Consider the following 24,041-nt stretch of genomic DNA (forward strand, 5'->3'; position numbering starts at 1 on the left):
ACAGCGGCTCGGGCGCGGCGTCCAGAGGGGTGCAGGGTGGTGCGCGCGTGTCGCGGTCGTGCGCCCCCTGGCGGTCTGCGGGCCGACGGATCCGGTTCGGCCCCGATGTATCCCGCCGGATTGCGTCCCGCGGGCCGGGTCGCACAGGGGATCGGGAGCGGAGCGGCGAGGAGCGGCGAGGAACGGGAGCGGATCGGAAGTGGGATCGGGAGGGGATCCGGGAGGGGGTCGGGAGGGGAGCCGACGTATCGGATTCGAAGTCAGGGCCCCGATCCCCGTACCATTCGCCCCATGGCAAAGGCACCCGTTCTCACCCCCCAGGCGGACGACTTCCCGCGCTGGTACCAGGACCTCATCAACAAGGCCGAGCTGGCCGACAACGGTCCGGTGCGCGGCACCATGGTCATCCGACCGTACGGCTACGGCCTGTGGGAGCGGATGCAGCAGGAGATGGACGCCCGCATCAAGAAGGCCGGCGCCCAGAACGCCTACTTCCCGATGTTCATCCCGCAGTCCTACCTGACCAGGGAGGCGGAGCACGTCGAGGGCTTCGCTCCCGAGCTCGCGGTCGTCACCCACGGCGGCGGCAAGCAGCTCGAGGAGCCGGTCGTCGTCCGGCCCACCTCCGAGACCATCATCAACGAGTACTTCTCCAAGTGGGTGCAGAGCCACCGCGACCTGCCCCTGCTGATCAACCAGTGGGCCAACGTGGTCCGCTGGGAGCTGCGCCCGCGCGTCTTCCTGCGCACCACCGAGTTCCTCTGGCAGGAGGGCCACACCGCCCACGCCACGTACGAGGACGCCCGTGACTACGCCTCGATGATCCACACCGACGTCTACGGCGACTTCATGACCAACGTGCTCGGCATCGACGTGGTGCTCGGCCGCAAGACCGCCAAGGAGCGCTTCGCCGGCGCGATCAACACCCTCACCCTCGAGGGCATGATGGGCGACGGCAAGGCGCTGCAGATGGGCACCAGCCACGAGCTGGGCCAGAACTTCGCCAAGGCGTTCAACACCACCTACCAGCTGCAGGGCGCCGAGCGCGAGTACGTCTGGCAGACCTCCTGGGGCGTCTCGACCCGCATGGTCGGCGGCCTGATCATGTCCCACGGCGACGACAACGGCCTGCGGGTTCCCCCGCGTCTGGCCGCCGTCCAGGCCGTGGTCCTCGCCATCAAGGGCGACGACGCGGTGATCGCCAAGGTCCGTGAGATCGGCGCGTCCCTGGAGGCCGCCGGCATCCGGGTCGTCGTCGACGACCGCACCGACACCCCGTTCGGCCGCCGTGCGGTCGACTGGGAGCTCAAGGGCGTGCCGCTGCGCATCGAGGTCGGCCCGCGCGACCTGGAGAACGGCACCGCGATGCTGGCCCGCCGGATCCCCGGCGGCAAGGAGCCGGTCGCGATCGACGGCCTGGCGGCGCTGCTCCCGGGCATCCTGGAGGAGGACCAGGCGCTGCTGCTGCGCCAGTCCCGCGAGCGCCGTGAGGCCCGCACGGTGGACGTGAAGACCATCGACGAGGCCGTCGAGGCCGCCGCCACCGGCTGGGGCCGCATTTCCTGGGCGGACCTGGGCCCGGAGGGCGAGGCCAAGCTGGCGGAGCAGAGCGTCTCGGTGCGCTGCATCATTGCCGCCGATGGTTCGGTGCCGCAGACGGACGATCAGGAAGGCAATATCGCGATCGTCGCGCGCGCTTACTGAGCAGTATTTCCGGTTACCGGTGAAGCCTGTCCAACGGTCTCTCATCAGTTGACATGCCTACTGGCCGGTCAACTGCCGGTATTAACGGAATAGCGGTACGGTGTACGGCCCGTGGCCCTGTCAACTCGACAGGATCACGGGCCGTACGTCCTGGGGGCGACAGCCCGCGCCCGGACGGAATTTGCGTGGCCCGCCGAGCTACGACGGGCCCAAACCTGCAGGGGGTTGGTCTTGCGTCAGATCCGGAGCGCGCAATTCGCGCGCAGTCGTACATTCCTGAGAGTTACCTGGGAATTCCCGGGGAACGGGAACACGCGGAACATCGGCTCTCACTCCATCGTTGGTCTAGCGTGAGCACGACACAGCCCCTCGTTCTCGCGGCCGAACTGGCCGCCGCCTGGAGCGACATCCAGGCCTTCCATCAGGATCTCCCCGACCTCGCCTCTCCCGAGGCGTTGATCGGCGAGTCCTCCTCGGCCTGCGGGACGCGGCTCGGTTTCGAGCGGCTTCTCCACGAGGCTGCCCACGGTCTGGCCGCGGCCCGGGACATCCGGGACACCTCGCGGGCCGGCCGCTACCACAACCGGCGCTTCCTGCTCCTCGCCTCGGAGCTGGGTCTGGCGCACCCGGTCGAACCGCACGCAAGCAGCGGCTTCTCCCAGGTGACCATGCTCAAGGAGACGCAGGAGCGGTACGCCGAGACCATCGAACGCCTGGATCGTGCGCTCGGCGCGCACCAGGAGGCGGTGGCCGGCGACGGCACGACGCGGGCCTTCCGCGGCCCTGCCGCCCGACACGGCTCCTCCGGGGGTGGCGTCAGGGTCAAGGCGGTCTGCGGCTGCGGGCGCAACGTCCGGGTGGTGCCGTCGGTGCTCGCGCAGGCGTCCATCGTCTGCGGCGCGTGCCAGCAGCCGTTCAAGATCGCGTAGGTTCGCGCGCGGCCTTCTCGCGGCTGTCGCGTCGACGGCCCGAGTGGGCCGGGATCCGGTCGGTGGCTGTGCGGGCAGCGGTCCGGCCGGGGTGATCGGCAATCCATCGGCAATCCATCGGTGTTCCAGTGGTCGGGCTGACCGGGAGCGGGGGCTCCCGGTCGGACCTGCACGGTGGCCGGGTCGTGCTGTGGCCGGTCCGTGGCGCGGCCGATCCGTGCTGTGGCATGCCTGCCCGCCTGTGGTGGGCTTGTCTGCGGTGCGCCCGCTTTGCCCTGCCCCAGCTCTGGTGTCGCGGGCTGTTTGTGGGCTCGGGGGCGGCGTTCAGGGCCCTCAGAGGCCCCAGAGCTCTCGGGGCCATCGGGGTACTCGGGGCCCTCGGGGCTCTCGGGGGCGGAGGTTCAGGGCCTGAGGCCGGGGAGCCGGGGCTCGCTGACCGGTGCCTGTGATGGCCGTGTGAGGGTGCTTCGCGCCGGTATGGCAGAATGGACAGCTGAGTACTCGGCAGCCGAGACAGGACCCCTCTCTCCTACGGCTGGCGTGTCCCTTGAACGGCTTGCCCCGCAACCCCACGCGACGGCGATGCTGTTCACCCACGTCAACACCAGGAGAACCCACTCCCGTGGCAGTCAAGATCAAGCTCAAGCGTCTCGGCAAGATTCGCTCCCCGCACTACCGCATCGTCGTCGCCGACGCCCGCACCAAGCGTGACGGTCGCGCGATCGAGGAGATCGGCATCTACCAGCCGACCTACAACCCCTCGAAGATCGAGGTCGACAGCGACCGCGCCCAGTACTGGCTGTCCGTCGGCGCCCAGCCGACCGAGCCGGTCCTCGCGATCCTCAAGCTGACCGGCGACTGGCAGAAGTACAAGGGCCTGCCGGCTCCGGCCCCGCTGCTCGTCGCCGAGCCCAAGGTCGAGGACTTCTCGCACCTGTTCGCGAAGGCCGTCGCCGGCTTCGAGGACGCCACCACCGGTGTTGCCATCACCCCGAAGGCCAAGAAGTCGGACAAGGCCGAGGCTGACGCCGACGCCGCCGTCGAGGCCTGAGCGTGATCGAGGACGCCCTCGACCACTTGGTGAAGGGCATCGTCGAGCACCCCGACGAGGTGCAGGTGCGCTCGCGCAACCTGCGTCGGGGCAACACCATCGAGGTGCGTGTGCACCCCGATGACCTCGGCAAGGTGATCGGCCGGGGCGGCCGCACGGCGCGCGCACTGCGCACCGTGGTCGGCGCCCTCGGCGGTCGCAACGTCCGGGTCGACCTGGTCGACGTGGACAGCATTCGCTGACGCAGCTGCTCGTTCAGCCGTCAGGCTTGAGGCCGGCCGGGACGCATGTCGTCCCGGTCGGCCTTCTGTCTTTCCCCGGCGGCCGGGCCGCTGTCGACCTTCTCTTCTCTGTGTCCGGCTTCCCGGCCTTCCGTGTCTTCCCTGCTTTTCCTGCTTTCCCCAGCACCAGCACTCACCCAGGAGAACGATCACCGTGCAGCTCGTCGTCGGCAAGATCGGCCGCGCCCACGGCATCAAGGGGGACGTCAGCGTCGAGGTCCGCACCGACGAGCCCGAGCTCCGGCTCGGGCCCGGTGCCGTCCTGCTCACCGACCCCGCGTCGGCCGGGCCGCTGACCGTCGAGTCCGGCAAGGTGCACAGCGGTCGACTGCTGCTGCGCTTCGCCGGCGTCAAGGACCGCAACGGTGCCGAGGCGCTGCGCGGCACCATCCTGATCGCCGAGGTCGACCCGGAGGAGAGCCCCGAGGATCCGGAGGAGTACTACGACCACCAGCTGATCGGCCTGGACGTGGTGCTGCTCGACGGCACCCCGGTCGGTGAGCTGACGGAGATCGTCCACCTCCCGTACCAGGACCTGCTCACGGTGAAGAAGCCCGACGGGACGGAGGTGCTGGTGCCGTTCGTCAGCCGCATCGTGCCGACCATCGACCTGGAGAACCAGCGTGCCGTGCTCGACCCGCCGCCCGGGCTGATCGACCCGGATCAGGCCGACGTCGTCCGGGACGCGGATGCGGGCTCCGACACGGTCGAGGACTCGGACGTGGATGCGGACTCGGACGCGGAGGGGGAGCGGTGACCGAGGATGTGACTGCGGTGACTTCGGTGACTTCGGAGGCTTCGGTGGTTGAGGCGGCCCAGGTGTCGAGCGGGATGCGGATAGACGTTGTCACGATCTTTCCCGAGTACCTTGAGCCGCTGAACATCTCGCTGGTCGGCAAGGCGCGCGCCCGCGGCCAGCTCGACGTGCACGTCCACGACCTGCGCGGCTGGACGCACGACGTGCACCGCACGGTGGACGACAGCCCGTACGGCGGCGGCCCCGGCATGGTGATGAAGCCCGAGCCCTGGGGCGAGGCTCTGGACGCGGTGCTCGCTCAGGGGCCCGAGGGCGAGGTGCCCACGCTGGTGGTGCCCACCCCCAGTGGCCGGCCCTTCACCCAGGAGCTCGCGCAGGAACTCGCCGGCCGCTCGTGGCTGGCCTTCACCCCCGCGCGGTACGAGGGCATCGACCGGCGGGTGATCGAGGAGGCCGCCACCCGGATGCCGGTGGTCGAGGCGTCGATCGGCGACTACGTCCTGGCCGGCGGCGAGGTCGCCGTGCTGGTGATGGTGGAGGCGATCGCCCGGCTGCTGCCCGGCGTACTCGGCAACGCCGAGTCCCACCGGGACGACTCCTTCGCCCCCGGCGCGATGGCCGACCTGCTGGAGGGCCCGGTCTACACCAAGCCCGCCGAGTGGCGGGAGCGGACCGTGCCGGACGTGCTGCTCAGCGGCAACCACGGCCGGATCGCCCGCTGGCGGCGCGAGCAGGCCTTCGCCCGAACCCTGGCGAACCGCCCTGACCTGGTGGAGCGCTGGCAGTACGGCTCCTTCGACAAGAAGGAGCGCGAGGCGCTCAGCATTCTCGGGCTGGCCTGGGACGAGGGGCTCGGCCGATTTCGGTCCGTGGCCGGTGATGTGGAAGAATAGGCCGCTGCTGTCTGTCGCTGAACCTCTCTCGTAGGGGTTGCGTAGTCCGGTGCCCCCGCCACGGGGGGATCATCGCCAACCGATGCGGCCCGCAGCTCACCCCATTGTGACGAACTTCCGTGGGCGGCCCGTGGCGCCTGCGATGGAGAGCAACATGAGCAACAAGCTTGCTGCTGTCGACGCGGCTTCGCTGCGTAGCGACATCCCGGCCTTCCGCGCCGGTGACACCCTGAAGGTTCACGTCCGGGTCATCGAGGGCAACCGCTCCCGTGTCCAGGTCTTCCAGGGCGTCGTCATCCGCCGCCACGGCGCCGGTGTCGGCGAGACCTTCACCGTTCGCAAGGTCAGCTTCAACGTCGGCGTGGAGCGCACCTTCCCGGTGCACACCCCGGTCGTCGAGAAGATCGAGGTCGTGACCCGCGGTGCGGTTCGCCGCGCCAAGCTGTACTACCTGCGTGACCTGCGCGGCAAGGCCGCGAAGATCAAGGAGAAGCGCGACCGCTGATCCACCGGCCCCCGGCTCTGCCAGGGGATCGGGACGCTCGACGGGGCCAGGCTGCCGCACGGTAAGCTCACCCCCCGATGAGCACGCACGAACCAATCGCGGACCGCGACGGCAGTCCCGCACCCACGGGTGCGGACTCGCCGTCGCGGTCCGCGGTCGTTTCCGCGGCCGCGGGCGGCGCCGGCTGGGGTGTCTCGGAGGCCACCGGGCACGCGGAACCGTCGGAGGGGCCGGCTGTCGAGGCGGGTAGGCCGGTGGCATCGGCGAAGTCGGTGGCGTCGGTGACGTCGGTGACGTCCGAGCTCGATGAGACGTCCGATGAGATGTCCGACGGGGAGGCCGGGGGGAGAGCCGGCGGGAAGGCCGGCGGGAAGGCCGGCGAGGAGTCCGACGGATCCGAGGAGGATGCCGAGGCGCCGGCCCGCTCGCGCTCGCGAGACCTGCTCCTGCTGGTCGGCATCTGCCTGGTGACCCTGCTCCTGGTGAACGCCTTCGTGGCGCGCCCGTTCGCGGTGCCCTCCGGGTCGATGGAGAACACGCTGCGCCCCGGCGACCGCCTGATCGCGAACAAGCTGGCCTACGCGTTCGGCGGGCACCCCCAGCGCGGGGACGTGGTCGTCTTCGACGGGACGGGCTCCTTTCTGCGCGAGTCGGATGAACCGGACGACTTCTGGGACGGGCTGCGCTCGCTCGGTCGGGATCTCGGACTGGCCCCGGCCGGGAACTCGGTCTACGTCAAGCGCGTGATCGGGGTCGGCGGGGACCGCGTGACCAGCACCGGCCCCGGCGGGCGGATCACCGTCAACGGTGTACCGATCGACGAGTCGGCCTACCTGGCTCCCGGAGACGAGGCCTCGAACGTGGCCTTCGACGTGGTGGTGCCGGTCGGCAGGCTCTGGATGATGGGGGACCATCGCAGCGCCTCCCGCGACTCGCGTGACCACCTGGGCGAGCCCGGCGGCGGTTTCGTGCCCGAGAGCAAGGTGATCGGGCGGGCCGATTGGGTGGTCTACCCGATCGGCCACTGGAGCAGCCTGGACCGGCCGGCGGCCTTCGCCGCGACAGGGGGGACCGGTGGCCATGGGGACCAGAGGTAGGGGCCGTCTGGCCGACCGTCCCGCTGCGGAGCCCTCCGGCCATCCGGCAGGGTCCGCCGACCGGGTGGAATCCGCTGATCCGGCGGCACCTGCTGATTCGGTGAGGCCTTTCGATCCGGTGGGGCCTGCCGATTCAGTGGGACCTGTGGATTCTGTGGGATCCGCCGAGCCCGGGTCACCGGCAACCCGGGGGCGGGCGGAACGCCGTCGCTCCGCCCGGAAGGCGGCCCGGCGTCGCAAGCGCTCCGTCCTGCGCGAGTTTCCGCTGATCGTCGTGGTGGCGCTGCTGGTCGCGCTGGTGATGAAGACCTTCCTGGTGCAGGTCTTCGTGATCCCGTCCGGTTCGATGGAACAGACCATCCAGATCGGGGACCGGGTGCTGGTGGACAAGTTCACCCCCTGGTTCGGCAACGAGCCGGAACGCGGCGACGTGGTGGTGTTCAAGGACCCGGGCGGCTGGCTGGAGGCCGAGCACAAGTCGGAGACGGACGGGCCGGTTCTTCGCGGCGCCAAGCAGGTCCTCACCTTCGTCGGGCTGCTGCCGTCGGACAGCGAGCAGGATCTGATCAAGCGGGTGATCGGCGTCGGCGGGGACACCGTCGAATGCTGTGACGACCAGGGGCGGATTAGCGTCAACGGCACGGCGGTGGACGAGCCCTACCTGGCGGCGGGCAACCCGCCGTCCCGGCAGCCCTTCAAGGTGAAGGTGCCGCAGGAGCGGCTCTGGGTCATGGGCGACCACCGTGACGTGTCCGCGGACTCCCGCTTTCACATGGGCAATCCAGGGCAGGGCACCATCCCGTTGAGCGGTGTGGTGGGCCGGGCGTTCGTGATCGCCTGGCCGTTGGACCGGTTCCATCAACTTGATGTGCCAGGTTCACTCTCCTCGCTGGCGCGGGCTCGGACGAGCCCCGGAACCGGGCCGAACCCGGTGGCCGTTGGGCCGGTTCCGAAGGAACCTCCGCTCGTTATGGGTGTGTTGGGCATCCTTCCGTTCGTCGTGCGCCGGCTGGGCCGGTCCTCGGAGTAGGGCGGGCCGGCCGGTGACCGGCGTGGTCGGGCGTGTGGGATCGCCGGCCGGATGCCCGGGAGTGATAGAGAAGTGCTGGAGCGGCCGGTACGAGATGGCGGCCGCTCCGCAGGCTGTGCTGGTGTCAGACGTGCCCATGACGGGCAACTCTGAGGCGGGCTTACGGTCGATGGTGCTGGAACGTGGTGCCCGCTGTGCGGCACTGTGAGCGCGGGCGCGCAGGCGTCCGCACAGCTGGGAGGAGACGTTGTGGGGGATTTGGTGATCGGCGCCCGCTCAGGCGCCGGAGAGCCCGAGGGCTCCGGCAGCCGGGCGGCCCGGTCGGCCGAGTCCGCAGTGGCTTCGGCGTCCGCCGAGGACGCGGCGGCCCAGTCCGCCGACGAACCGGGCGACAGCGCGGGCGATGCCTCGGATGCCTTCCGGGACGAGGTGGGTTCGGCGGACGAGTCGGCTGAGGAGCCTCCCGCCAGGGAGCACAAGCAGCGTTCCTTCTGGAAGGAACTGCCGATCCTGGTCGGCATCGCGCTGGTCCTGGCACTTGTGATCAAGACGTTCTTCGTCCAGGCGTTCTCCATTCCGTCGGAGTCGATGCAGAACACGCTGCAGGTGGGCGACCGCGTCCTGGTCGACAAGCTGACGCCGTGGTTCGGTGCGGAGCCCGAGCGCGGCGAGGTCGTGGTGTTCCACGACCCGGGCGGCTGGCTGAACGACGAGCCGGTGCAGCAGAGCGACAACTCCTTTGTCCGCGGCGTTCAGGACGTCCTCAGCTTTGTCGGCCTGATGCCCTCCGCCAACGAGAAGGACCTGATCAAGCGGGTCATCGCGATCGGCGGGGACACCGTCGAGTGCGAGGGCGAGGGACCGGTCAAGGTCAACGGGATCGCTCTCGACGAGCCGTACATCTTCCCCGGCAACACCCCCTGCGGTACCAAGCCGTTCGGTCCGGTGAAGGTGCCGAAGAACGGGATCTGGGTCATGGGCGACCACCGTGCGGACTCGCTGGACTCCCGCTTCCACATGGACCAGCCGGGTGGTGGCAGCGTTCCGGTGGACGAGGTGATCGGCCGCGCCTTCGTGGTGGCCTGGCCGATCGACCACTGGGCGACGCTGCCGGTGCCGAGCACCTTCGACCAGAAGGGGCTGTCGGCGGCCGCGCCGCTCGTGCCGCCCGTGGCCGGTGCCGTCGGCGCGGTCGGGATGCTTCCCCTGGTGCGCCGGCTGCGGGACCGGACGAACCGGCGAAAGCAGTCCTGACCTCCACCGGGTTGGCCCCGGGTCTTGCGCGGGCCGTGGTACCGACGAGTAATCTGCTCGGACGTGCCACGGCCCGCCGGGTTTTCCGCCCGTGGCCCCGGCGCGCCGTGTGCGTTTCCGGGTCGGTCGGGGTTGGGCGGTTTCGATGAGCAGTGTCGTGGAGCAGACGGTCGACGGGCCGCCTTCCGCCGCCCGGCCCCGACGTCGGCCGGCTGCCGTACTGCAGGGCGTGGCGATCGGGCTCGGCCTGGTCCTCATGATCGGCGGCTTCGCCCTCCTCGCCCTGGACTACCGGCCCTACCGCATCCCCACGGCCTCGATGGCACCCACGCTCCGGATCGGGGACACCGTCCTGGCCCGAACCATCGACGACGGGGCCGTCGGCCGGGGCGACGTGGTGGTCTTCCGCGATCAGGCCTGGGGCGGCGAGCTGATGGTCAAGCGGGTGGTCGCGGTGGGTGGCGACACGGTGGCCACCACCGATGACGACCACCGCCTGACCGTCAACGGCAAGCCGGTGGACGAGCCGTACCTGGCCGTACAGGGCCCGTCGGGCAGCTCCTTCACCGTCGAGGTGCCGGCCGGGCGGCTCTTCCTGCTCGGTGACAACCGGCTGGGCTCGCTCGACTCCCGTACCCATCTGGAGATCGACGGCGGGACCATCCCGGCCGGTGAGGTGCAGGCCCGGGTGGAGGCCACCCTCATGCCGTTCGGTCGGAGCGGGCTGCTTGCCCGTACCCGGGCCTTCGACGCGCTCGACGGGCCGAAGGCCGGCCGACCGGGCCCGTTGGAGCCGGCCTTCTACGCCACCGTTGTAGGCGCGGCGCTGATCGTCGTGACCTCCGCGGTGGGTGGCGTGGCAGGGCTGGCGGGCCGGATCGGGCGCCGTCGCGCGGCCTGACCGCGGCCACCCAGGTCCGTTGCCCGGCGGCTCTGTCGAACACCACCCCGGACGTCGCCGCCGGATGGCAGGATCGGAAGAGCCACCGGGGCGCAGGGAGAGAGCAGGGGGAACCGCCATGACGGCAGAGCGTCGCAGGGCAGCGCGCATCCTCCTGTTGGACGGGCTGGACCGGCTCCTGCTCTTCCGCGGCTCCGACCCTGCGGTGCCGGGCGTCACCTGGTGGTTCACGCCCGGGGGCGGTTTGGAAGCAGGGGAGGGCGTGCGCGAGGCAGCCGCGCGGGAACTGGTCGAGGAGACCGGACTGCGGGGCGTGGAGCTGGGGCCCTTGGTGGCGTACGGCACGGCTTCTTTCTCCTTTCGGGAGCAGCGTTACGAGCAGGAGCAGTGGTTCCACCTGGCCCGGACCTCGGACACGGTGCTCGACCACTCGGGAATGGGCGCCGATGAACACGCCCAGCTGCTCGCGGCGCGCTGGTGGACGATCGAGGAGCTGCGGGAAACCGCCGAGACGGTCTACCCGGCCGGACTGGCGGAGTTCGTGGGGCAACTGTTGGCCGAGGGGCCGCCAGTCGTTCCAGTACGGCTCTGAGGGTGGGTGCGGTGGTCCACAATGGGTGGACGTGACAAGTTGAGGGGACGCCTGGATGAGTGCCGAAGATCTCGAGAAGTACGAGACCGAGATGGAGCTCAAGCTCTACCGGGAGTACCGGGACGTCGTCGGCCTGTTCAAGTACGTGATCGAAACCGAGCGGCGTTTCTACCTCACCAACGACTACGAGCTGCAGGTGCACTCGGTCCAGGGCGAGGTCTTCTTCGAGGTGTCGATGGCGGATGCGTGGGTCTGGGACATGTACCGGCCGGCCCGGTTCGTCCGTAAGGTCCGGGTGCTGACCTTCAAGGACGTGAACATCGAGGAGCTCGCGAAGAGCGATCTGGAGCTGCCCTCGGACGACTCGGGCTTCGGGAACTGACGTTGGACCGACCGGCCCTGTGGTGTCCAGGGGAATTTCGACGATTCCGGGTTTCCCACTCTCCCGGGTGACGGAAGTTATCCACAGGCCCTGGTTATCCACAGGAAATAACAAGTCTCTGGCCTCGTGTAGACCTGCACGGCAACCTCCACGGCGGAGGTGATGACCGTGCAGGACACGAAGCGCTCCACGCGCAAACCGGCATCAGGGGATCAGCAGGACGGAAAGGTCGGGCGGCAGCCCCGACGAAAGACGGCTCGGGCGCTGGGCGGAGCCCCGCCCGCCGCGTCGCCGGACTCCTCGGCTCCGGCCGACCCGAAGCCTGTCTCCCAGGGGCAGGCCCGGCCGGGGCGCAGTACGAACAACGGCCTCGGCCGCTACGGGGAGCGGGTGGCAGCCCGTCGCCTCGCCGAGGACGGGCTCCGCATCCTCGACCGCAACTGGCGCTGCGTCGAGGGCGAGCTGGACATCGTCGCCCTCGACGGCGACACGCTGGCGGTCTGCGAGGTGAAGACCCGCTCCGAGCGGGGATTCCAGCATCCGAGCGAGGCCATCGACCGGGCCAAGGCCGCCCGGCTGCAGCGACTGGCCGAGCGCTGGATGGTCGAGCGCTGGCCAGGGCACTTCGCTCGGCTGGCCGGCGCCGACTACCGGTCCGGACCGGAGGACCCGAAGTGGCCGCCCCTGCCGCCCGGCGGCGTCCGCATCGACCTGGTGGCCGTCATCAACCGGCTCCGGGGCGCCGCCTCCGTGGACCACCTGCGCGGGGTGATCTGAGATGGCCTTCGCCCGCACGTGTTCCGTGGCGCTGGTCGGCGTCGACGGCGTGATCGTCGAGGTGCAGGCCGACCTGGAGCCCGGAGTCGCCGCGTTCACCCTGGTCGGACTGCCCGACAAGGCCCTCAGCGAGGCCCGGGACCGGGTACGCGCCGCCGTCGTCAACAGCGGCGAGGCGTGGCCGCAGCGGAAGCTCACCGTCGGACTGAGCCCTGCCTCGGTGCCCAAGAGCGGCAGCGGCTTCGACCTCGCGGTGGCCTGTGCCGTCCTCGCCGCCGCCGAGCGGCTGGACCCGTCCGCCATCGCCGAGCTGCTGATCATCGGCGAGCTGGGGCTGGACGGCCGGGTGCGTCCGGTCCGCGGAGTACTGCCGTCCGTGCTCGCCGCCGCGGACGCCGGCTACCACCAGGTGGTGGTGGCCGAGCAGACCGCGGCCGAGGCCTCGCTGGTCCCCGGGGTGAGCGTCATCGGAGTCCGGAGCCTGCGCCAGCTCATCGCCGTCCTGAGCGGCACCCCGGAGCCGGACGAGCCGCCGGACCGGATCGGCGGCCGGCCCGATCCGCTGATGGCCGGGCTGATGCTGCCGAGCGCGGGCGTACGCGGACTGCCGGACGACAGGGCTGCGCGCCTCGACATGGCCGACGTGGCGGGTCAGTACGAAGCCCGGAGAGCGCTGGAGATCGCCGCCGCAGGAGGTCACCACCTCTACCTCAAAGGGCCGCCGGGAGCCGGCAAGACGATGCTGGCCGAGCGGTTGCCCGCCCTGCTGCCGCCGCTCACCCAGAAGGAGGCCCTGGAGGTCACCGCCGTGCACTCGGTGGCAGGCCTGCTGCCCGCCGGTCGGCCGCTGATCGACTGCGCGCCCTACTGCGCCCCGCACCACTCCACGACCATGCCGGCGATCGTCGGCGGTGGCAGCGGGCTGCCGAGGCCGGGTGCGGTCTCGTTGGCCCATCGGGGCGTGCTGTTCCTGGACGAGGCGCCGGAGTTTCCCGTGCGGGTGCTCGACGCGCTGCGCCAGCCGCTGGAGTCCGGGGAGGTGGTGATCGCCCGCTCGGCCGGCTCGCTCCGACTCCCCGCCAGATTCCTGCTCTGCCTGGCGGCGAACCCGTGTCCGTGCGGGCGGTACTCGCGGCGCGGAGAGGGGTGCGAGTGCACGCCCGTGATGGTCAGCCGCTACCAGGGGCGGCTGTCCGGACCGCTGCTGGACCGGGTCGACCTCCAGGTCCAGGTCGCCCCGGTGACCAGGGTCGAGCTGATGGAACGCGACAGTACGGCCGAGACCACTGAGACCGTCGCGGCCCGGGTGCTGTCGGCCCGCGAGCGGGCGGCGGCCCGACTGGCCCACACGCCCTGGCGGACCAACGCCGAGGTGCCCGGCCACGAACTGCGCACCCGCTGGCAGCTGACCTCCGGGGCGCTGGACGACGCCGCGCGCCAGTTGGAGCGAGGGCTGTTGACCGCCCGCGGCCTGGACCGGGTGCTCCGGGTCGCCTGGACGGTCGCCGACCTCGCGGGTCGGGACCGCCCGGATCAGCGGGATGTGCGGACCGCCCTGGTCCTGCGTACCGGAGTCGAACAGGGCCTGCCGTTGACGGAGCGTCCGTACGGCCAATCCAGGAGCCGTCCGCCACAGGACGGCAATCCGCCACAGGACGACGAGCCGGAGTCCGGGAAGTCCCTGCCGACCCGCCCCACCGCCGCGGCCCGCAAAAAGTGACCAGCAGTCAAGAAGCGAGGAGAAAGAGCGTGAACCAGACGATGAACCACCCGAAGACCTCGTTCAGGGAGGCCCCGGACGCCCCGGTGGCCGGGTCGGGAGCCGGCCCCGGTGCGAGCGCGGCGGCAACCGCTGCGACCGCCCCCGCCGCCGATCCGGAGCGCTACGCCCGGGCGGCTCTGACCAGGCTCGGCGAACCCGGCGACGCGGTCGTCGGCCGGTGGTTGTCCCGGCTCGACGCCGCCGCGCTGCTCCAGGCGATCCGGGAGGGGGCGGTGCCCGATCATCCGGCCCTGGACGCGGACCGGCTCGCGAGCTACCGAGCCAGACTCGCCGGACTCGACCCCGGCGCGGACCTGGAACGGGTACGAGCGGTCGGTGGACGCTTCATCATTCCGGGGGACACTGAATGGCCGAGCCAGCTCGATGATCTGGGCGACGGTCGGCCGGTCGGACTGTGGGTGGTGGGAGCGGGCTCACTGCGTCTGCTCGCCCTCCGCTCGGTGGCCGTAGTGGGCTCCCGTGCCTGCACGGCGTACGGCGCGCACGTGGCGGGGGACCTATCGGCGCAGTTGGCCGAACGCGGGTGGGTGGTGGTCTCCGGCGCGGCCTACGGGATCGACGCGGCCGCCCACCGTGGAGCGCTGGCCGTCGGCGGTATGACCGTCGGGGTCCTCGCCTGCGGAGTGGACGTCGCCTACCCGCGCGGAAACACCGACCTCATCCGGCGGATCGCGGCCCAGGGGCTGCTGCTGAGCGAACTCCCGCCGGGGGAGCACCCCAACCGCTTCCGCTTCGTGCTGCGCAACCGGGTCATCGCGGCGCTCACCCGGGGCACCGTGGTGGTCGAGGCGGCGATCCGCAGCGGAGCGCTGAGCACGGCCCGGCGCGCGCGGGACCTCAACCGGCACGCCATGGGCGTCGCGGGCCCGGTGACGTCGGCGTTCTCCGCCGGGGTACACGCCATGATCCGCAGCGGAGGCGCCACGCTGGTCACCGATGCGGCGGAGGTGGCCGAGTTGATCGGCGCGATCGGAGACGACCTCGCACCGCAGCGCAGCGGGCCGGTGCTGCCCAGGGACCTGCTGGAGCCGGCCGTGGCGCGGGTGTTGGAGGCCGTTCCCGCCACGGCGGAGGGCGCGCCCGTGGAGCGCTTGGCCCGGCAGTCGGGCCTTCCGCCGGACGAAGTCCTCCAGCGGCTCTACGAGTTGGGCTCGCTCGGCTTCGTCGAACGGTACGGGGCGCACTGGCGACTGGTGCGGGGGAGGTGACGCGACGAGTCCGGGCCGCGCCCGCTGAGGATCGGCAGGGGAGAGAGGTGGCGGAGAGGGAGGGACGTGGTTCGTCCACTCCCGGTGCCGCGATCCGGTGACGAGAACGCCACCGGATCGGGGGACGACCGAGTGGCGGTAGCGCATTGCAGTGAGTCGGTCACGCTACGCTCGCCATGCCTTCCCTATCAGCACATGACTCGGCAGAACGGCGCAGACCAACGCATGCCCACACACATTCCCGGACACAGAGTGACCGGTGGCGCCCGGTCCTCGGGAGGGCCGAGGACCGAGCGGCGCCCCGTGACCGAGTTCCCGCCCAAAACGGCGGGTGCGATGGGGGCCCTGGCGCGGCAGGGCGGTCGACCCGCTTCGGTGCCCGGCCAGTCGGCCGACGCCGAAGCGAGCAGTGCAGTGAGTGCTGCGGAGAGTACGGAGATTGGTGCCGAGACCGGCGTCGAGACCGGCGTCGAGGTGGGCGTCGGGACCGACTGCCCGCACGGCGCTTCACCGGCCACCGAAGCGGGCTCGGGCGCCGAGGTGAGCGCGGACGCGGTGGCGGTGCGGAGCGGCCAGGGCCGCGAGGGGCTGCGCATCGGGCCGCGAAGCGGCCGAGCTGACGCACCCGGGGGGGCCGAGGCTTCCAACGTCCCCGCCGTCGCCTCCAACGCCCCCGTCGCCTCCGCTGCCACCAATGCCCCCGTCGGCTCCAAGGCGTCCGGGGCTCCCGCCCGGCCGACCGCCGTAGAGGGTGCCGCCTCAGCGGTGGCCGCCGTGGAGGTGGGCCGCCCAGAGGCCGTCGCCGCAAGGCTGCCCGGTACGTCCGAGACGGCTGCGCCTCCCCCTTCTCAGGGGGCGCCCGCGCCGCGTCGGGAGACCGGCGGGAGCGACCGCACGGCACTCGAAGCGCTCTGGCGCTCCTACAAGGAGACAGGGGATCAGCGGCTGCGAGAGCAGCTGATCCTGCACTACTCGCCACTCGTGAAGTACGTGGCCGGCCGGGTCGGGGTCGGCCTGCCGTCCAACGTCGAGCAGGCCGACTTCGTCTCCTCCGGGGTCTTCGGGCTGATCGACGCGATCGAGAAGTTCGACATCGACCGGGCCATCAAGTTCGAGACGTATGCGATCAGCCGGATCCGTGGAGCGATCATCGACGAGCTGAGGGCGCTCGACTGGATCCCGCGATCGGTGCGACAGAAGGCGAAGGCGGTCGAGCGCACGTACGCGACGCTGGAGGCCCGGCTGCGGCGGACCCCGCACGAGCCGGAGGTCGCGGCCGAGATGGGCATCGCGATCGAGGACCTGCACGCCATCTTCAGCCAGCTGTCGCTCGCCAACGTGGTGGCGCTCGACGAGCTGCTCCACCCGGTCGGGGAGGGCGGGGACCGGCCGAGCCTGGTGGACACCCTGGAGGACCACGGCGCCGACAACCCGGTGGAGGTGGCCGAGGACCGGGAGCTGCGCAGGCTGCTGGCGCAGGCGGTGAACACCCTCCCCGAACGCGAGAAGACCGTGGTGACGCTCTACTACTACGAGGGCCTGACCCTTGCGGAGATCGGACAGGTGCTCGGGGTGACGGAGAGCAGGGTCAGCCAGATCCACACCAAGTCGGTGCTGCAGCTGCGCGCCAAGCTCTCCGACATCAGGTGAGGCACGCGGCCGGGCGGCGGCGCGCCGTGCGTGCGCACAGCGCCGCGCCCCCGTGCGCTACCGCCGGCATGCGCGGCGCCGTACCGGTGGGGTGTAGGGCTCCGTACAGTGGGAGGGTGCCGAAGATCCGAGCGGCCACATTGGCCGAGCATCGCCAGCTGCAGCGGGCAGCTCTTCTTGACGCTGCCCGCAGCCTCCTCACCGAGGGAGGCATGGAGGCCCTGACCTTCCCCGCGCTCGCAGCGCGCACCGGACTGGCGCGTTCCTCGGTCTACGAGTACTTCCGCTCCCGCGCCGCCGTGGTCGAGGTGCTGTGCGAGGTCGACTTCCCGCTCTGGGCGGCCGAGATCGAGGCCGGTATGGAGAGCTGCGACACCGCTGCCGGGCGGGTCGAGGCGTACGTGCGGGGCCAGCTGTCGCTCGCCGGGGACCCGCGGCACCGGGCGGTGGCGGCGATCTCGGCGCTGGAGCTCGACGAGGCCGCGCGGGAGCGCATCCGGGCAGCCCACGGAAAGCTGGTCGGTCTGGTGATCCGGGCTCTTGAGGACCTCGGACACGCACAGCCCCGACTGGCGGCGGCGCTGCTCCAGGGAATCGTGGAGGCTGCCGTCCGGCAGACCGAGCAGCGAGCCGGCAGCGGTCAGGCCGAGAGCCCCGAATCGATCGCGGACGCCGCCGTGGCCGTCGCCCTGCACGGTCTCGGCAACGGCTGATCGGCGGCAGCCCTCACCCGCCGCCCAGCGGCAGCAGCCGTGCCGCGCCCGCACCGAACAGCGCCAGCGGGTCGAGGTACCGCCCGCCGCGCAACAACCCCCAGTGCAGACAGCCGTCGGCGCAGTGGCCGGTGCCGGGTGCGAGTCGTCCGACCACCTGGCCGGCCGCTACCGCGGTACCCACGGGGACGGTGCCCGTGACGGGCAGGTAGGTCGTGCGCAGCGGAGGAGTGCCGGAGCCCTGGTGGGTGACGGTGACCACCGGGCGGCCCGCCACGGTGCCCGCATAGGTGACCACCCCCGGGGCCGCCGACCGCACGTCGGTGCCGGCTGGTGCGGCCAGGTCCACCCCGCGGTGCCCGGCGGCCCAGGGTTTCGGTGGGGCCTCGAACCGCCCGCGCACCCCGTCGGGCCCGCCCACCGGCCACGCCCGGCCCGATTCAGACGCAGCCCCGGGCATGGCCTTGGGCTCAGCCCCGGGCGTCGCCCCGACCGTCCCGCCGGCCACCCCGGCCGCGTGCCCCGCGGGCGCCGGTAGGCCTGCGAGTAGGAGGACCGCCACGAGCAGGGCGAGCAGCAGCGCCCGCCGACGCCGCTCCGGGCCGCGCGGCGGCGGCAGCGGAGGCGGAAGGGCGAGCGGTTGAGCGCCGCAGAGAGCGCCGACAGCAGGGAAGAACGCAGGGCCGGGGCGAATCGTCATGGCGACGAGGCTCCCCGCCCCGCCCCGCCTCGACCAGTCCCACGCGGATTCCTGTGGACAACCGGCCCCTGTGGACAACAACCATCCCTCGAACGGGTGCACTGCAGCCCAACGGCTCCCGCCCCGACCCCACCCCGCCCCGCCCCGACCCGGCCCCGCACAGCTTCGACACAGGCCGGCAGAGGTTCCGGGGCAGGCTCGGTACAGACCCGACAGGGACCCGACAGGGGCCGGGCAGGGCCCGGCACGGTGCCGCGCTGCTCCGGCACCGCCCCCGCATTGTTCCCGGCACCACTCCCACTGCCACTCCCAGCGCCACCTCCGCTGTCACCCCCCGCGCCACCTCCGCACTTCCGTGAAGTCGCCCGTCGCTCGGAGCTTCCCGTACACTTCACACGCGACCCGGTCCGCCGGGTCGACTTCGCACGCCCCGCCACCGGCGGTCGGACGCGGCTCGGCCGCTACCCCCGCCAGGTGCGAGTGCCGCTCGGTCCGCCGAGCCCGACCGGTCCCCGGACCGCGAGGGCCGAAGCGGCTCGGCACGTTCGGGGCGTCAGGCGTGGCTGTCACCTGGCTGCCACGGACAAAACCGAGCCTGACCCGGCCGAACGCAGCCGCCCGAGCGGGGAGCGCCATCGCGCGACCCACGACGGCTGCCGCACGAGAGCCGGGCGCAACACCTTAGGAGTACGGCTATGGCCGTCGTCACGATGCGGGAGCTGCTGGAGAGCGGCGTCCACTTCGGTCACCAGACCCGCCGCTGGAACCCGAAGATGAAGCGCTTCATCATCACGGAGCGCAACGGCATCTACATCATCGACCTCCTGCAGTCGCTGAACTACATCGACCGCGCCTTCGAGTTCATCAAGGAGACCGTTGCCCACGGCGGCAGCGTCCTCTTCGTCGGCACGAAGAAGCAGGCCCAGGAGGCCATCGCCGAGCAGGCCACCCGCGTGGGCATGCCCTACGTGAACCAGCGCTGGCTCGGCGGCATGCTGACCAACTTCCAGACGGTCTACAAGCGCCTTCAGCGGATGAAGGAGCTCGGCGAGATCGACTTCTCGGACGTGGCCGGTTCGGGCCTCACCAAGAAGGAGCTGCTGGTTCTCGAGCGCGAGCACACCAAGCTCGAGAAGACCCTTGGCGGTATCCGTGACATGCAGCGCGTTCCCAGCGCTGTCTGGATCGTCGACACCAAGAAGGAGCACATCGCGGTCGGCGAGGCCCGGAAGCTCAACATCCCGGTCGTCGCCATCCTCGACACCAACTGCGACCCCGACGAGGTCGACTACAAGATCCCGGGCAACGACGACGCGATCCGCTCCGTCACCCTGCTGACCCGTGTGATCGCCGACGCCGTCGCCGAGGGCCTGAAGTCCCGCGCGGGTGTCGCCAAGGGCGACGCGAAGGCCGAGCCGGGCGCCGACCAGCCGCTGGCCGACTGGGAGAAGGACCTCATCGAGGGCGAGAAGAAGGCCGAGGAGGCCCCGGCCGCCGAGGCTGAGGCTCCCGCCGAGGTCGAGGCCCCCGCCGCCGAGGTTGAGGCTCCGGCCGCCGAGGTCGAGGCCCCCGCCGCCGAGGCTCCGGCCGCTGACGCTCCGGCCGAGCAGGCCTGACGTACCAAGGGTGAGGGGCACCCGCCGGTACGACACCGGTAGGTGCCCCTCTCTCCCGTGCCGGGACCGAACCAGCGGTCCCGGCACAGCCCCACGCAGACACGCGAGACGCGAGAAGAGATTCACACCATGGCGAACTTCACCGCCGCGGACGTCAAGAAGCTCCGTGAGCTCACCGGCGCCGGCATGATGGACTGCAAGAAGGCCCTTGACGAGGCCGAGGGCGACGTCCAGAAGGCCGTCGAGCTCCTGCGCATCAAGGGCCAGAAGGGCGTTGCCAAGCGCGAGGGCCGCGACGCCTCCAACGGCGCCGTTGCCGCGCTGATCGCCGAGGACAAGAAGTCCGGCGTTCTGGTCGAGCTGAACTGCGAGACCGACTTCGTCGCCAAGGGTGACAACTTCGTCCAGGTCGCCGACGCGATCGCCGCCCACGTGGCGAAGACCGCCCCGGCCGACCTCGACGCCGCCCTGGCCTCCGAGATCGAGGCCGGCAAGACCGTCCAGCAGTTCGTGGACGAGGCCAACGCGACCCTGGGCGAGAAGATCGTCTTCCGTCGCTTCGCCCAGTTCTCGGGTGACGGCTTCGTCGCGGTCTACCTGCACAAGACCAGCCCCGACCTGCCGCCGGCCGTCGGCGTCCTGGTCGAGCTGGACAAGGAGAACGCCGAGGTCGCCAAGGACGTCGCGCAGCACATCGCCGCCTTCGCCCCGAAGTACCTCTCCCGCGAGGAGATCCCGGCCGCCGACCTCGAGAACGAGCGTCGCGTCGCCGAGGCCACCGCCCGCGAGGAGGGCAAGCCGGAGGCCGCCCTGCCGAAGATCGTCGAGGGTCGCGTCACCGGCTACGTGAAGGAGAACTCCGTTCTGGAGCAGGCCTTCGCCAAGGACAACAAGAAGACCGTCGCCAAGGTCCTCGAGGAGAACGGCGTCGCCCTCAAGCGCTTCGCCCGCTTCCGCGTCGGCGCCTGAGCCACGTTCCACCGGGATCCCGGCCCGCATAGGCTGGGAACCGCCCCCGTCCGCTGACCAGGGCGGGAGGGACGCGCCGAGCGGGCTCCACCCAGCGTCATCCGTCTATGGGCGGGCCGCGTCGGCACCATGAACGACGAGGAGGCCATTGCCGTGCAGGACACCGTACCGGTTCCCGCGGCAGTGGCCTCCTCGCGTGTACGCGCAGGCCGGGGATCCGCACACCCGCGCCTGTGAACCAGTAGGTGCAGAAGGAGAAGTCCATGCAGGAGACGCAGGAGACCGCGCAGGACCCCCAGGCCGCAACGCGCCGCCGGGTGATGCTGAAGCTTTCCGGTGAAGCCTTCGCCGGTGGCGGCGGGCTCGGCGTCGACCCGGACGTCGTGCACGCGATCGCACGTGAGATCGCCACCGTCGTCCGCGCCGGTACCGAGGTCGCGGTGGTGATCGGCGGGGGGAACTTCTTCCGTGGTGCGGAGCTCCAGGTCCGCGGCATGGATCGGGCCCGTTCCGACTACATGGGCATGCTGGGCACCGTCATGAACTGCCTCGCGCTCCAGGACTTCCTGGTCAAGGAGGGCATCGAGACCCGGGTCCAGACCGCCATCACGATGGGCCAGGTCGCCGAGCCGTACCTGCCGCTGCGCGCCGTCCGGCACCTGGAGAAGGGCCGAGTGGTGATCTTCGGCGCCGGCATGGGCATGCCGTACTTCTCCACCGACACCACCGCCGTCCAGCGCGCGCTGGAGATCCACGCCGACGTGCTGCTGATGGGCAAGAACGGCGTGGACGGCGTCTACGACTCCGACCCCCGGACCAACCCGGACGCGGTCAAGTTCGACGCGCTGGAGTACTCCGAGGTCATCGCCCGTGATCTGAAGGTCGCCGACCTCACCGCGATCACGCTGTGCAAGGACAACAACCTCCCGATGCTGGTCTTCGAGCTGCTGGCGGAGGGCAATATCGCGCGTGCGGTGAAGAGTGAGAAGATCGGCACACTCATCAGCCAGGATTCTGTCCGGGCCTGAGCAGCAATCAGCCGTACCGGACGGCGTCGACACCGCGACCGGGCTTGACGCCGACACCGGTCGGGACAACCGCAGATGAACCGGACAGGGAGTACACAGTGATCGAAGAGACCCTCCTCGAGGCCGAGGAGAAGATGGAGAAGGCTGTCGAGGTCGCCAAGAACGACTTCGCCGCCATCCGGACCGGCCGTGCGCACCCGGCGATGTTCGCCAAGATCGTGGCCGAGTACTACGGCGCCGTGACGCCGATCAACCAGCTGGCCTCCTTCTCCGTGCCGGAGCCGCGGATGGCGGTCGTCGCGCCGTTCGACAAGACCGCTCTGAAGGCCATCGAGCAGGCGATCCGCGACTCCGACCTGGGCGTCAACCCGAGCAACGACGGGTCCATCATCCGGGTGGTGCTCCCCGAGCTCACCGAGGAGCGTCGCCGCGAGTACATCAAGGTCGCCCGCGGCAAGGGCGAGGACGCCAAGGTGTCCATCCGCTCGGTCCGCCGCAAGGCCAAGGACGCGATCGACAAGCTGGTCAAGGACGGCGAGATCGGCGAGGACGACGGCCGCCGCGCGGAGAAGGAGCTCGACGACACCACGGCCAAGTACGTGGCCGGCGTCGACGAGCTGCTGAAGCACAAGGAAGCCGAGCTGCTCGAAGTCTGATGAACGACGCCCCTGACGCCCCTGGCTACTGGGGCCCATCCGACCCGCAGCACCAGCAGCACCAGCAGAACCAGCAGGACCGGCAGCACCCGCACCACCAGCCGTACCGGCCGGGGCAACCGCTGCAGCCGCCGCACCTGCAGCAGCCCCACCAGCCGCAGCAGCCGGACGGGCTCGGTGCGCAGCACACCCAGCAGTTCCCGCCGTACCCGGCCGGACCGGCCGCTGCGGGTGACCAGGGACACCGAACGGGTCACTCGCAGCAGCCTCCGGTGTACTGGGGCGGCGACGCGGAGGAGACTCAGGTCATGCCTCCCGTACCGACGACCGGCCCCGGGCCGGAGCCGACCCCGAGGCGGTCCCCGGGGCGGGCCGTGCAGCCGCCCCAGAGCCCGGCCGAGGAACCGTCGGCCCGGGAGGCCGGCCGTCTGAGCGGCCCGCTGTTCCGGGACGAGCAGCCCGAGACGGCGGTGCCGGGCGCGGCCGAGACGGTCGTGCTCCGTGCGGTCACCGACAGCGCCGGCCCGGCGCAGGCTCCGGCCGGCCGGCCGTACCCGCAGGCACCGGGGTACCCCGGCGCCCCGGCCCACCCCGCGCCGTCGCCGAGCCACCCGACGGCCGGGCAGCCCCACCTTGTGCCGTCGTCCCACCCAGGGCAGGAGACACCCGTGGCCGAGCCCGAACCGCAGCCGCGCAAGCAGCGCGGTGGCCGTAACCTCCAAGCCGCGATAGGCGTGGGCGTCGGCCTCGGCGCGGTGATCATCGCCTCCCTGTTCGTGGTGAAGGCGCTGTTCCTGGTCGTGGTGATGGCGGCCGTGGTGGTCGGCGTCTGGGAGCTCTCCAGCCGGCTGACCGAGCGCAAGGAGATCAACGCGCCGCTGATCCCGCTGGTCGCGGGCAGTATCGCGATGATCTCCACCGGCTACTGGGCCGGGGTGCAGTGGGCGGCCGCCTCCCTGGCCCTGACCGGGCTGGCGGTGATGGTCTGGCGGATGGCCCAGCCGCCGGAGAACTACCTGCGGGACATAACGGCGGGTATCTTCACCGCCTTCTACGTCCCGTTCCTGGCCACCTTCGTGGCGATGATGCTGGCGGCCGACGACGGCCCCCAGCGGATCGTGCTCTTCCTGATCGTCACGGTCTGCAGCGACACCGGCGCCTACGCGGTCGGCTACAAGTTCGGCAAGCACAAGCTGGCTCCGACGATCAGCCCGGGCAAGACCCGCGAGGGCCTGGCCGGCGGGATCGGTCTGTCGATGCTGGCGGGCGCGCTGCTGATGGAGCTGATCATTGACGACGGCAGCTGGTGGCAGGGCCTGATCCTGGGCGGCTGCGCGGCGGTCACCGCGACCCTGGGCGACCTGGGCGAGTCGATGATCAAGCGCGACCTGGGCATCAAGGACATGGGCACGCTGCTGCCCGGCCACGGCGGCATCATGGACCGGCTGGACTCGCTCCTGCCGACCGCGCCGGTGGTCTGGCTGCTGCTGGCGGCCTTCGTGGGCAGCTAGGGCGGCCCCAGGCACTCTCCGGCCGATCTTGCCGGCCGCGGACGAGACCGGTCG

At 71.1% G+C, this 24,041-nt stretch carries 24 protein-coding genes; 23 read left to right on the forward strand and 1 reads right to left on the reverse strand.

The features are described 5' to 3' along the window. Positions 1–291 precede the first annotated feature (291 nt). The 18 genes from proS (at position 292) to ACFVVX_RS30550 (ending at position 17,507) form a co-directional block, all read left to right on the forward strand. The gene (gene proS / locus ACFVVX_RS30465; protein ID WP_387950278.1) at positions 292–1,704 is read left to right on the forward strand and encodes a proline--tRNA ligase; all 1,413 of its coding nucleotides are present in this window, start codon (positions 292–294) and stop codon (positions 1,702–1,704) included. 350 nt (positions 1,705–2,054) lie between these two features. Beyond that, complete coding sequence (locus ACFVVX_RS30470; RefSeq protein WP_387950280.1) at positions 2,055–2,633, forward strand: hypothetical protein; 579 nt, start codon at positions 2,055–2,057, stop codon at positions 2,631–2,633. A gap of 622 nt (positions 2,634–3,255) precedes the next feature. Continuing rightward, positions 3,256–3,684: a 30S ribosomal protein S16 gene (gene rpsP / locus ACFVVX_RS30475; protein WP_387950281.1), complete on the forward strand. Its 429-nt coding sequence runs from the start codon at positions 3,256–3,258 to the stop codon at positions 3,682–3,684. 2 nt (positions 3,685–3,686) lie between these two features. Beyond that, a complete protein-coding gene (locus tag ACFVVX_RS30480; protein ID WP_030306741.1) occupies positions 3,687–3,926 on the forward strand; it encodes an RNA-binding protein in 240 nt (79 codons plus the stop codon). Between the two features lie 193 nt (positions 3,927–4,119). Next, the gene (rimM, locus tag ACFVVX_RS30485) at positions 4,120–4,722 is read left to right on the forward strand and encodes a ribosome maturation factor RimM (protein ID WP_387950283.1); all 603 of its coding nucleotides are present in this window, start codon (positions 4,120–4,122) and stop codon (positions 4,720–4,722) included. Between the two features lie 74 nt (positions 4,723–4,796). After that, positions 4,797–5,615, forward strand: coding sequence for a tRNA (guanosine(37)-N1)-methyltransferase TrmD (trmD, locus tag ACFVVX_RS30490; RefSeq protein ID WP_387950284.1), 819 nt, complete (start codon positions 4,797–4,799; stop codon positions 5,613–5,615). Positions 5,616–5,769: 154 nt separating this feature from the next. After that, positions 5,770–6,120, forward strand: a complete 351-nt coding sequence (rplS, locus tag ACFVVX_RS30495; protein ID WP_063347674.1) for a 50S ribosomal protein L19 — start codon at positions 5,770–5,772, stop codon at positions 6,118–6,120. A gap of 323 nt (positions 6,121–6,443) precedes the next feature. Beyond that, complete coding sequence (gene lepB, locus ACFVVX_RS30500; protein ID WP_387950286.1) at positions 6,444–7,217, forward strand: signal peptidase I; 774 nt, start codon at positions 6,444–6,446, stop codon at positions 7,215–7,217. Between the two features lie 274 nt (positions 7,218–7,491). After that, entirely contained in the window at positions 7,492–8,247 is a 756-nt protein-coding gene (gene lepB / locus ACFVVX_RS30505) for a signal peptidase I (RefSeq protein ID WP_387950288.1), read from the forward strand. 249 nt (positions 8,248–8,496) lie between these two features. Then, entirely contained in the window at positions 8,497–9,501 is a 1,005-nt protein-coding gene (gene lepB, locus ACFVVX_RS30510; protein WP_387950290.1) for a signal peptidase I, read from the forward strand. A gap of 145 nt (positions 9,502–9,646) precedes the next feature. Continuing rightward, positions 9,647–10,402 carry a signal peptidase I gene (gene lepB, locus ACFVVX_RS30515; RefSeq protein WP_387950292.1) on the forward strand — a complete coding sequence of 252 codons (756 nt, stop codon included), beginning with the start codon at positions 9,647–9,649 and terminating at the stop codon, positions 10,400–10,402. 118 nt (positions 10,403–10,520) lie between these two features. Continuing rightward, positions 10,521–10,994: an NUDIX hydrolase gene (locus ACFVVX_RS30520; protein ID WP_387950294.1), complete on the forward strand. Its 474-nt coding sequence runs from the start codon at positions 10,521–10,523 to the stop codon at positions 10,992–10,994. A gap of 55 nt (positions 10,995–11,049) precedes the next feature. Next, positions 11,050–11,376 (forward strand): DUF2469 domain-containing protein, encoded by a 327-nt coding sequence (locus tag ACFVVX_RS30525; RefSeq protein WP_148642766.1) that lies wholly within the window; start codon positions 11,050–11,052, stop codon positions 11,374–11,376. Positions 11,377–11,766: 390 nt separating this feature from the next. Continuing rightward, positions 11,767–12,153, forward strand: coding sequence for a YraN family protein (locus ACFVVX_RS30530; protein WP_387950295.1), 387 nt, complete (start codon positions 11,767–11,769; stop codon positions 12,151–12,153). A 1-nt stretch (position 12,154) separates the two neighbouring features. Further along, a complete protein-coding gene (locus tag ACFVVX_RS30535; RefSeq protein ID WP_387950296.1) occupies positions 12,155–13,873 on the forward strand; it encodes a YifB family Mg chelatase-like AAA ATPase in 1,719 nt (572 codons plus the stop codon). 41 nt (positions 13,874–13,914) lie between these two features. Continuing rightward, positions 13,915–15,144, forward strand: coding sequence for a DNA-processing protein DprA (gene dprA / locus ACFVVX_RS30540; protein WP_387950336.1), 1,230 nt, complete (start codon positions 13,915–13,917; stop codon positions 15,142–15,144). Between the two features lie 810 nt (positions 15,145–15,954). After that, positions 15,955–16,794, forward strand: coding sequence for an RNA polymerase sigma factor WhiG (gene whiG, locus ACFVVX_RS30545; RefSeq protein WP_387950337.1), 840 nt, complete (start codon positions 15,955–15,957; stop codon positions 16,792–16,794). Positions 16,795–16,934: 140 nt separating this feature from the next. After that, positions 16,935–17,507, forward strand: coding sequence for a TetR/AcrR family transcriptional regulator (locus tag ACFVVX_RS30550; RefSeq protein WP_387950339.1), 573 nt, complete (start codon positions 16,935–16,937; stop codon positions 17,505–17,507). 13 nt (positions 17,508–17,520) lie between these two features. Here the strand turns inward: ACFVVX_RS30550 and ACFVVX_RS30555 are convergent, their stop codons facing one another. Beyond that, positions 17,521–17,928 carry a M23 family metallopeptidase gene (locus tag ACFVVX_RS30555; RefSeq protein ID WP_387950298.1) on the reverse strand — a complete coding sequence of 136 codons (408 nt, stop codon included), beginning with the start codon at positions 17,926–17,928 and terminating at the stop codon, positions 17,521–17,523. 974 nt (positions 17,929–18,902) lie between these two features. Here ACFVVX_RS30555 and rpsB point away from each other — a divergent pair. The 5 genes from rpsB (at position 18,903) to ACFVVX_RS30580 (ending at position 23,987) form a co-directional block, all read left to right on the forward strand. Further along, positions 18,903–19,823, forward strand: a complete 921-nt coding sequence (rpsB, locus tag ACFVVX_RS30560; protein WP_387950300.1) for a 30S ribosomal protein S2 — start codon at positions 18,903–18,905, stop codon at positions 19,821–19,823. Between the two features lie 129 nt (positions 19,824–19,952). Beyond that, on the forward strand, positions 19,953–20,792 hold the full coding sequence (tsf, locus tag ACFVVX_RS30565; protein ID WP_387950301.1) for a translation elongation factor Ts: 840 nt from the start codon (positions 19,953–19,955) through the stop codon (positions 20,790–20,792). A 263-nt stretch (positions 20,793–21,055) separates the two neighbouring features. Next, the gene (pyrH, locus tag ACFVVX_RS30570; protein ID WP_387950303.1) at positions 21,056–21,820 is read left to right on the forward strand and encodes a UMP kinase; all 765 of its coding nucleotides are present in this window, start codon (positions 21,056–21,058) and stop codon (positions 21,818–21,820) included. A 98-nt stretch (positions 21,821–21,918) separates the two neighbouring features. Then, positions 21,919–22,476 (forward strand): ribosome recycling factor, encoded by a 558-nt coding sequence (gene frr / locus ACFVVX_RS30575; RefSeq protein ID WP_387950305.1) that lies wholly within the window; start codon positions 21,919–21,921, stop codon positions 22,474–22,476. Further along, complete coding sequence (locus ACFVVX_RS30580) at positions 22,476–23,987, forward strand: phosphatidate cytidylyltransferase (protein WP_387950307.1); 1,512 nt, start codon at positions 22,476–22,478, stop codon at positions 23,985–23,987. Before frr ends, ACFVVX_RS30580 begins: the two co-directional genes overlap by 1 nt. Positions 23,988–24,041 lie beyond the last annotated feature (54 nt).

Source organism: Kitasatospora sp. NPDC058170, assembly GCF_042883905.1.
Classification (GTDB): domain Bacteria; phylum Actinomycetota; class Actinomycetes; order Streptomycetales; family Streptomycetaceae; genus Kitasatospora.